Here is a 9475-nt window from a genome sequence, read left to right as displayed (position 1 = left end):
TATTACGTTTTCCTCATTCAGAGTCAAGTGATTATTTTCGCTTTTCTCTGCTGGCGTTCATCTCTGAACCCCGCTAACCGGGCGGCCTGTAAGCCGTTGTTCCGTGTCAGTGGAGGCGCATTATAGTGAGTTCTCAGACGTTGACAACCCCTCTTTTAAAAAAAACTTTCAACCGTCTCTTTTTTGCTCAAAACCGTGCTAAAGCGCCAGTTTTTCGAGCGTTTCAAAGCCATAACGGCGTAAAACGGGTAAAAGTTGCTCAGTCTCTTTCGTGATGGCCATACAAAACGCGATATTCGCATCGGTAGATTTCGCATCCGGCGCTTCATGCTCCAGCAGCCAGGCCGTACGACGGGCGATAGCCGCACCGGAATCCACCAGGCGCGTCCCCTCCGGCAGCACCTCTAATAGCTCTTCCTGTAATAGAGGGAAGTGAGTGCAGCCCAGCACAACGGTATCCGGGGGTTCGGGCATCCGCAGCCACGGACGAAGAATACGACGTAGCTCGTCGAGTGATACCGCCTTTCCATGCAGCTTCGCTTCAGCCATCTCCACCAGCTCAGCCGAACCCAGCATCGCAATCTGGCATTCGTTGGCAAAACGGTCGATCAGCTCGCGGGTATAAGGACGCTTTACCGTACCTCGCGTTGCCAGCAAACCCACAATGCCGTTCGCCGTCAGACGCGCGGCAGGCTTTATTGCAGGAACGACGCCCACAACCGGGAATGGGAATTTTTCACGCAGGGCGGGAAGAGAAACGGTGCTCGCCGTATTACAGGCGATGACGGCCAGCGCAAGGGGGTAGCGCTGTTGTACCGCGGTGACGATTTCAACCACACGCTCAACAATAAAATCTTCGCTCTTTTCCCCATACGGGAAAGCGACGTTATCGAAAGCGTAGATGTAATGAAGATCCGGCAGAAGATGCCGAATCTCATCATAGACCGAAAGCCCACCGACGCCGGAATCAAACACCAGCACGGTGGGACGCGGATTAGAAGGTGTAGCTGCCAGACAAGGTGTATTCCCGTCCTGCAGTTTGGTAGCCATAAACTGTCTCGTAATCTTTATCGAACAGGTTGGCTATTTTACCACGAACTGTGAGATGTGAGGTGACAGGATACGAAACTGCGACATCCCAAAGACTGACACCGCCCATTTTCACTTCACGAGATGGATAACCGCTGAAGTCATCATCGTAGCGCGTTCCGAGATAGCGGTACGCGAGATTCCAGTCAACGTCCCACGTCTGCCAGTCAAGCTGATACTTCACCTGCTGCTTTGAACGACGCTTCAGAACTTCGTTGGTTTTCGCATTACGCGGGTCGACATAGTCATAAGAAACCTGATGCCCCACAGGGCCGGTATCAAACTGAGCCGTCGCTTCAATTCCTTCAATGCGCGCTTTGTCAACGTTATAAGGACGGTTCATCTGATCGTAACCAATCAGATTATCGATATCATTACGATAAGCACTGACGCGCCAGTTTACTGGGCCCGTCAGACCTTCAAAGCCACCTTCCCACTGTTTGCTCTCTTCAGGCTTAAGATTCGGGTTACCGTATTTCTCGCTGTGGATTTGACTCATCGTTGGCGCTTTATACGCCGTACCGTAAGAGGCAATGATGCGATACCCTTCTACAAATTCCCACGCAGCGCTGGTTTGCCAGGTGCTGTGGTTTCCGAAGTTAGAGTTATCGTCATTACGGGCTGCGGCTTCCAGCGTTACGCTATTAAACTGCTGCATACCGGAGAGGAAGACGCCCGTATTGTGCTGCTCATAGCCCTGGTTAAGAAGACCTGTACCCGCCTGCGTTTTTTGCTTTTGCCAGTCCAGACCTGCACCGATGTTACCGTGACCGACCGTCACGTTATTCATCCACTGAGCGGTATATTGCTTCACATCATCCATAGTGGAGGATGCCGCATAGCGTCCTTTGCTCGGATCATAGTTCAGGTCTTTGCTACGGCCATAACCCGCCACCAGCTGAGACTGGTAAATTCCCTGACTATAGCGCAGCCCCGTATCCCAGTTTTGGCTATAAAGCTGACGCGTATCCGGCGTGCCCGTTTTATTAAAGTTATCGTCGTAACTGTCATAGCCATCATAACCGTTACGGTTGTCGTAACCAAATCCACGGAAGAACCCGCTCACGCTGTCGGTAATCTGCTGTTCCACGGAGCCGTACAGCGATTTACTCATAAAGCCATCGCGGTCAGGCTGGCGCGGCGCATCTTTTGCGGCGATGTCAAAACCACGGGTATAGGTGTAGTTGCCCGCCATGGTGATTTTGGTTTTATCCAGCACCTGCTGGAAAGCGCCATCATAGGTCTGATAACCCTTAGAGCCGACGCCCGCTGAGATTTCTGCACCCGGCTTATCACGTCCGGTGATGATGTTAATCACGCCACCAATCGCGTCGGAACCATACAGGGCCGAACGCGGACCACGGATGTACTCAATACGCTGAATCAGCGAGGTCGGGATTTGGCTCAAATCGGGAACGTTGCTGATCCCGGCGTTATTCAAAGGAATACCGTCAATCAGCACCAGCACATGGCGAGATTCCGTGCCGCGAATAAAAGTCGAAGAGGTCGAGCCCAGTCCACCGCTTTGCGCGATATCCACGCCAGGCAGACGTGACATGATTTCCACCACGCTCTTTGCCTGCCAGCGTTCAATATCTTCACGCGTTACGACGGACGTCGGCGCCAGAACAGTTTTTGCCGGTTGTTCAAAACGATTTGCCGTCACCACCAACGAGTCGGCGTTATCCTGCGCCCAGCCCGAAAATGCCGTAACGGACAACGCCGTCAACAGCGATACTTTTTTAATCATTGTTAAAGCATCCACAATATAAGAAGGATGCCGCAGGCCTCATCGATAGCACGCGATGATGAAACCAAATGCGACGTGATCCCGGCAGGTCTTCGGGCTAGGTGGCTATATAAGGATGAAGACTTCCCATTTTCACAGTGTCTACAACGCTCATCCCGCCAGACTTTACCGCTGCGCGTCAGCTCCAGATTTACACTGGATTCCCTTTTCACTCTCAGGAGACCGGAAACAGAATGCTACAATTAGACACGTATAGATGTCCAGACAGCTATTGGCCATTAAATCTGGACATCCCCTGAACAATGCCTACAATCCCCGCGTAATTCTTTATCACTCAGGACGCATCATGACCCCAGAACACCTCCCGACAGAACAGTACGACGCGCAGCTGGCTGAGAAAGTTGTCCGCCTGCAAAGTATGATGACGCCTTTCAACGCGCCCGTTCCCGAGGTGTTCCGCTCTCCCGTCAGCCACTACCGCATGCGCGCAGAATTCCGCATCTGGCACGACGGTGACGACCTGTACCACATCATTTTCGATCAGCAGACGAAGTCCCGTATTCGCGTGGACAGCTTTCCGGCGGCGAGCGAGCTCATTAACCAATTAATGACGCTGATAATGGACGGCGTGCGCAACAATCCGGTACTGCGTAACAAGCTGTTCCAGATTGACTACCTGACCACGCAAAGCAATCAGGCGATTGTCTCTCTGCTGTACCACAAAGCGCTGAATGACGAGTGGCGCGAGCAGGCGGAAGCGCTGCGCGATGCCCTGCGTGCGCAGAATATCAACGTCCACCTGATTGGCCGCGCGACCAAAACCAAAATCATGCTGGATCAGGATTACATCGACGAGCGCCTGCCGGTGGCAGGTAAAGAGATGGTGTATCGTCAGGTCGAGAACAGCTTCACCCAGCCGAACGCCGCGATGAACGTGCAGATGCTGGAGTGGGCGCTGAAGGCGACGGAAGGGTCAACGGGCGATTTGCTTGAGCTCTACTGCGGTAACGGCAACTTCTCGCTGGCGCTGGCGCGTAACTTCGATCGCGTCCTGGCAACGGAAATCGCCAAGCCGTCGGTGGCCGCCGCGCAGTACAACATTGCTGCCAACCATATCGACAACGTGCAGATCGTTCGTATGGCCGCAGAAGAGTTCACGCAGGCCATGAACGGCGTGCGCCAGTTTAACCGCCTGGAAGGGATCGATCTAAAGAGCTACCAGTGTGAGACAATTTTTGTCGACCCGCCGCGCAGCGGCCTGGACAGCGAAACCGAGAAGATGGTGCAGGCGTACCCGCGTATTTTGTACATCTCCTGTAACCCGGAGACGCTGTGCAAGAATCTCGAAACATTAGGCCAGACGCACAATATTGAACGTCTGGCGCTGTTCGATCAGTTCCCGTATACGCACCATATGGAGTGCGGCGTACTGCTCACGGCGAAGTAATGTGGGACTTGCAGGGCAGGTAAGCGAAGCGCCACCTGCCAAAAAAGCCGGATGGCGCTTCGCTTATCCGGCCTACAATGAAGAAACCCTTTACTCTGGTAACTGGCTCTTACGGCTACGCATGCGCGAGCCAATCCAGAACACCAGCGCCACAGACAGTACCGCAGGGAAGAAGTTAGAGCCGATATCCGGATATTCCGCGCGAACCACGGTGCTATACAGCAATACGCCCAGAATAAAGCAGGCAGCGGCCAGCCCCGGTAACCCCACCGGCATGGTGCGGTTCAGGTAACGTTGATGCAGGCAGTAAACCGTCAGCACCAGCGCAATAAGCGGGAAAATCGAAAATGGAACGATTGAGCTAAAAATAGCGGCAAACGTACCATTAATGGATAAGCCAGCGATCAATGCCAGCAACAGCGTCCCTTTATCCTGACCTGACTGTTTCATTACTCACCTTCACTCTTCGGTTTGATGTGCCAGTTTCTCTTGTTCTCGGCGATACCAGTAGTACGCGCCTTTGGAGATCATCCTCAGCTGCAATACCAGTCGCTCTTCGAGCTGCTTGCGTTGTTCAATGCTGACATCCAGCGCTTCAGCACCCGCGCTGAAAACAATCGTCACCATCGCCTCGGCCTGTGCTTCAGTAAACGCACGCGGCATATGGTTTTCGAGTTCAAGATAGTCGGCAAGTTCCGCGATGAAGTGCTGAATTTCACGCGCGACGGCGGCACGAAACGCCGCCGACGTGCCCGAACGCTCGCGCAGAAGAAGACGAAACGCGTTGGGGTTATTGCCGATAAATTCCATAAAGGTTGATACGGAGGTGCGGATCACGCTGCCCCCTTTGGCGATACGCTGACGCGCCTGGCGCATCAGCTGGCGCAGCATTAAACCGCTCTCGTCGACCATGGTCAGGCCCAGTTCATCCACATCACGGAAATGACGATAGAAGGACGTTGGCGCAATCCCGGCCTCGCGTGCGACTTCGCGCAGGCTCAAACTGGCAAAACTCCGCTCAGCACTCAGTTGACTGAATGCGGCTTCCACCAGCGAACGCCGGGTTTTCTCTTTTTGTTGTGCTCTTACGCCCATCACGATAGTTGAATCCTTCCAAAGGCCTGATGGCACTATACCAGAGAATAAAATTAATCTGTTTGCCTGGCTTTGTGAATGATTGTTTACGTGCGGTTTGTGCTCCACTGCCGGAAAAAAGCACAACGATAATTGGGTTACTCTGTCAATGATGTTATGATTCTGTTGCTTTTATGTATAAGAACAGGTAAGCCTTGCCATGCCACATTCCTACGATTACGACGCAATAGTTATTGGTTCCGGCCCCGGCGGCGAAGGTGCTGCTATGGGTCTGGTGAAACAGGGAGCCAGAGTAGCGGTCATCGAGCGCTACCATAATGTCGGCGGCGGTTGCACCCACTGGGGCACCATCCCTTCGAAAGCCCTCCGCCACGCCGTTAGCCGCATTATCGAATTTAACCAGAACCCTCTTTACAGCGACCACTCCCGACTTCTTCGTTCCTCTTTTGCTGACATCCTGAATCACGCGGATACCGTCATTAACCAGCAGACACGTATGCGTCAGGGGTTTTATGAGCGTAACCACTGTGAAATTTTGCAGGGCAACGCGCATTTTGTGGATGAACACACCCTGGCACTCGAATGCCACGACGGTTCGGTTGAAACCATCACGGCTGAAAAATTTGTGATTGCCTGCGGTTCACGCCCTTACCATCCGGCCGACGTGGACTTCTCGCACCCGCGCGTCTACGACAGCGACTCGATTCTGAGCCTGCACCATGAACCCCGCCACGTCATTATCTATGGTGCAGGGGTTATTGGCTGCGAATATGCGTCGATCTTCCGCGGAATGGAGGTCAAAGTTGACCTGATCAACACCCGCGACCGCCTGCTGGCGTTCCTCGATCAGGAGATGTCGGACTCTCTCTCCTACCACTTCTGGAACAGCGGCGTGGTGATTCGCCACAACGAAGAGTACGAGAAAATCGAAGGCTGTGACGACGGGGTGATCATGCACCTGAAGTCCGGTAAGAAGCTGAAAGCAGACTGCCTGCTGTACGCCAACGGCCGTACCGGCAACACCGATTCACTGCAATTGCAGAACATCGGTCTTGAAACCGACAGCCGCGGTCAGTTGAAGGTCAACAGCATGTACCAGACCGCCCTGCCGCACGTTTACGCGGTCGGCGACGTGATTGGTTACCCAAGCCTGGCCTCAGCCGCTTACGACCAGGGACGCATTGCCGCACAGGCGCTGGTAAAAGGCGAAGCGACGGCGCACCTGATCGAAGATATTCCGACGGGCATCTATACCATTCCGGAAATCAGTTCTGTCGGGAAAACCGAGCAGCAGCTGACGGCCATGAAGGTACCTTACGAGGTGGGGCGTGCGCAGTTTAAACATCTGGCGCGGGCGCAAATCGTGGGGATGAGCGTGGGTACGCTGAAGATCCTGTTCCATCGCGAGACGAAAGAGATCCTCGGGATTCACTGCTTCGGTGAACGCGCGGCGGAAATCATTCATATCGGCCAGGCAATCATGGAGCAGAAAGGTGGTGGTAACACCATTGAGTACTTCGTTAACACCACCTTTAACTACCCGACCATGGCGGAAGCCTACCGGGTAGCGGCACTAAACGGCCTGAACCGCCTGTTTTAACGCGCTGTCGAAATGGCCATCCATCGAACCACGGATGGCCTCTGCCAGCTGCTCATAGCGGCTGCGCAGCGGTGAACCCGGACGATACACCAGGCCGATAGTGCGACGCGGCTCCGGCTTAATGCACGGCAGATAAACCACGCCATCTCGTTTACGCTCGCGCGGCACGGCCAGCGCAGGCAGCAGCGTGATGCCGCTTCCCGCCGCGACCATATTACGCAGCGTTTCCAGGCTGGTTGCGCGGAAGTGGGTATCCTCATCCGCACCCGCTTCGAAGCAGAAGCCCATCGCCTGATCGCGCAGGCAGTGGCCGTCTTCCAGCATCAGCAGCTTTTCACCGGCCAGATCGGCCATCGGCACGCGATCGCGGTTCGCCCACGGGTGATCTTCATAGATCGCGAGCATCATCGGCTCATCGAACAGCGGCACTTCTATAAAGGCTTCGCTCTCTTTCACCAGCGCAAGAATGGCGCAGTCGAGCTTACCGCTGTCCAGCTGTGCCAGCAGCTGATGGGTTTGCGCTTCATGCAGGTACATTTCGAGTTTCGGGAACGTCTGGTGCAGCATCGGAATGATCTGCGGCAACAGGTACGGGCCAACGGTAGGGATCAGGCCAATATGCAGCGGGCCGGACATCGCCTCCCCCTGCTGGCTTGCCATTTCCTTGAGCACTTTGACCTCGCGCAGCACGGTGCGCGCCTGATCCACCAGCAGAAGACCTGCCTGTGTGAACAGAACCTTACGACTGGTGCGCTCCAGCAGCATCACGCCCAGCTCGTCTTCCAGCTTGCGGATCTGACCGCTCAGCGTGGGCTGGCTGACGTGGCAGGAATCTGCCGCGCGGCGAAAGTGACGATGCTCGGCTAACGCTACCAGGTATTCAAGATCACGAATATTCATTATTCATCCTCCGTCGCCACGATAGTTCATGGCGATAGATAGCATAGCAACGAACGATTATCCCTATCAAGCATTCTGTTGAATAATACACCACATAGACGAGGCGGCACGTGTTTGACCCAAAACGACCCCGCACCGTCAGCGAGTTTCTCTCAAAACTCGAACAACTAAAGCCAACGTGAACTTTTGCGGACCCCGTGGTCCGCTTTTTTTTGCATAAAAAAGCCCGGGGATAAAAGCAAAATGGCAACCGAAGTTGTCATTTTTAGTGTTTGCTCCCTCTCCCCGTGGGTGTACGGTCCGGGGACATAGTGAACACTTGTTCGGGGACATGGTAGACACTTACAACTAAGGCATAAGAACCCGTTTATGGAGTCGCTTATGCCCTGGGATGCGAGAGATACCATGTCATTACGTACCGAGTTTGTTTTGTTCGCCTCGCAGGACGGGGCGAACATCCGTTCCCTCTGCCGTCGCTTCGGCATTTCACCTGCTACCGGCTATAAGTGGCTTCAGCGCTGGGCTCAGGAAGGCCCATCCGGCCTTCAGGACCGGCCCCGCATACCGCACCATTCCCCGAACCGCTCATCTGACGACATCACAGCCCTGCTGCGCATGGCACATGAGCGCCATGAAAGCTGGGGCGCACGCAAGATTAAGCGCTGGCTAGAAGACCAGGGGCACACCATGCCCGCCTTCAGCACCGTCCATAACCTGATGGCCCGCCATGGCCTGCTGCCGGGCGCTTCACCGGGCATTCCCCCCACGGGACGGTTCGAACACGATGTGCCGAACCGCCTCTGGCAGATGGATTTTAAGGGCCACTTTCCCTTTGGCGGCGGCCGCTGCCATCCGCTGACCCTGCTGGACGACCACTCCCGTTTTTCCCTGTGCCTGGCGCACTGTACCGATGAACGGCGCGAGACCGTGCAGCAGCAGCTGGTCAGCGTGTTTGAACGCTACGGCCTGCCGGACCGGATGACGATGGACAACGGCTCACCGTGGGGAGACACCACCGGCACCTGGACGGCACCTGAGCTGTGGCTGATGCGCCTGGGTATCCGGGTGGGGCACTCCCGGCCGTATCATCCGCAGACGCAGGGCAAGCTGGAGCGTTTTCACCGCAGCCTGAAGGCGGAAGTGCTGCAGGGAAAATGGTTCGCAGACAGCGGTGAGCTGCAGCGCGCCTTCGACCACTGGCGCACGGTGTACAACCTTGAACGCCCGCACGAGGCGCTGGATATGGCGGTACCGGGCTCGCGGTATCAGCCGTCAGCGCGGCAGTACAGCGGCAGCACAACGCCCCCGGAATACGACGAGGGCGTGATGGTCAGGAAAGTGGATATCAGCGGAAAGCTGAGCGTGAAAGGGGTAAGCCTGAGCGCAGGCAAGGCGTTCAGGGGAGAACGGGTCGGGCTGAAGGAGATGCAGGAAGACGGCAGCTACGAGGTGTGGTGGTACAGCACGAAAGTGGGGGTGATCGACCTGAAGAAAAAGTCGATCACCATGGGTAAAGGATGTTAAAAAGTGTTCACCATGTCCCCGAACACCTGTCTACCATGTCCCCGGACCGTACAGTGGGAGAGGGCCGGGG

Annotated in this window: 8 protein-coding genes and 1 riboswitch; of the genes, 3 read left to right on the top strand and 5 right to left on the bottom strand. The window is 55.2% G+C overall.

The window, feature by feature from the left end; genetic code table 11:
• Nucleotides 1-198: 198 nt before the first annotated feature.
• Both murI and btuB read right to left on the bottom strand, forming a co-directional pair.
• Nucleotides 199-1050, bottom strand: a complete 852-nt coding sequence (gene murI / locus V4835_RS24310; protein WP_063144401.1) for a glutamate racemase — start codon at nucleotides 1048-1050, stop codon at nucleotides 199-201.
• Nucleotides 995-2839, bottom strand: a complete 1845-nt coding sequence (gene btuB / locus V4835_RS24305; protein WP_331414061.1) for a TonB-dependent vitamin B12 receptor BtuB — start codon at nucleotides 2837-2839, stop codon at nucleotides 995-997. Before btuB ends, murI begins: the two co-directional genes overlap by 56 nt.
• Before the next feature lie 66 nt (nucleotides 2840-2905).
• Nucleotides 2906-3081, bottom strand: a riboswitch (cobalamin riboswitch).
• 104 nt (nucleotides 3082-3185) lie between these two features.
• Between btuB and trmA the strand changes: the two genes are divergently transcribed.
• Complete coding sequence (gene trmA / locus V4835_RS24300) at nucleotides 3186-4286, top strand: tRNA (uridine(54)-C5)-methyltransferase TrmA (RefSeq protein ID WP_063144399.1); 1101 nt, start codon at nucleotides 3186-3188, stop codon at nucleotides 4284-4286.
• 90 nt (nucleotides 4287-4376) lie between these two features.
• On the opposite strand, the gene V4835_RS24295 is transcribed toward trmA, so the two are convergent.
• Both V4835_RS24295 and fabR read right to left on the bottom strand, forming a co-directional pair.
• Nucleotides 4377-4736, bottom strand: coding sequence for a YijD family membrane protein (locus V4835_RS24295; RefSeq protein WP_008501783.1), 360 nt, complete (start codon nucleotides 4734-4736; stop codon nucleotides 4377-4379).
• A 9-nt stretch (nucleotides 4737-4745) separates the two neighbouring features.
• Nucleotides 4746-5384, bottom strand: coding sequence for an HTH-type transcriptional repressor FabR (gene fabR / locus V4835_RS24290; protein WP_008501784.1), 639 nt, complete (start codon nucleotides 5382-5384; stop codon nucleotides 4746-4748).
• 196 nt (nucleotides 5385-5580) lie between these two features.
• On the opposite strand from fabR, the gene sthA reads away from it, so the two are divergent.
• Nucleotides 5581-6981, top strand: coding sequence for a Si-specific NAD(P)(+) transhydrogenase (sthA, locus tag V4835_RS24285; RefSeq protein WP_063144398.1), 1401 nt, complete (start codon nucleotides 5581-5583; stop codon nucleotides 6979-6981).
• Here sthA and oxyR read toward each other — a convergent pair.
• Nucleotides 6955-7881: a DNA-binding transcriptional regulator OxyR gene (gene oxyR / locus V4835_RS24280; RefSeq protein WP_063144397.1), complete on the bottom strand. Its 927-nt coding sequence runs from the start codon at nucleotides 7879-7881 to the stop codon at nucleotides 6955-6957. The genes sthA and oxyR overlap by 27 nt on opposite strands.
• A gap of 381 nt (nucleotides 7882-8262) precedes the next feature.
• On the opposite strand from oxyR, the gene V4835_RS24275 reads away from it, so the two are divergent.
• Nucleotides 8263-9405 (top strand): IS481 family transposase, encoded by a 1143-nt coding sequence (locus tag V4835_RS24275; protein WP_442877321.1) that lies wholly within the window; start codon nucleotides 8263-8265, stop codon nucleotides 9403-9405.
• Nucleotides 9406-9475 lie beyond the last annotated feature (70 nt).

It is taken from the genome of Enterobacter cloacae complex sp. CARB60 (genome assembly GCF_036487345.1).
Taxonomy (GTDB): domain Bacteria; phylum Pseudomonadota; class Gammaproteobacteria; order Enterobacterales; family Enterobacteriaceae; genus Enterobacter; species Enterobacter asburiae_D.
Note: the sequence above shows the minus strand (reverse complement) of the source record. Positions and strands in the feature narration are given on the sequence as shown.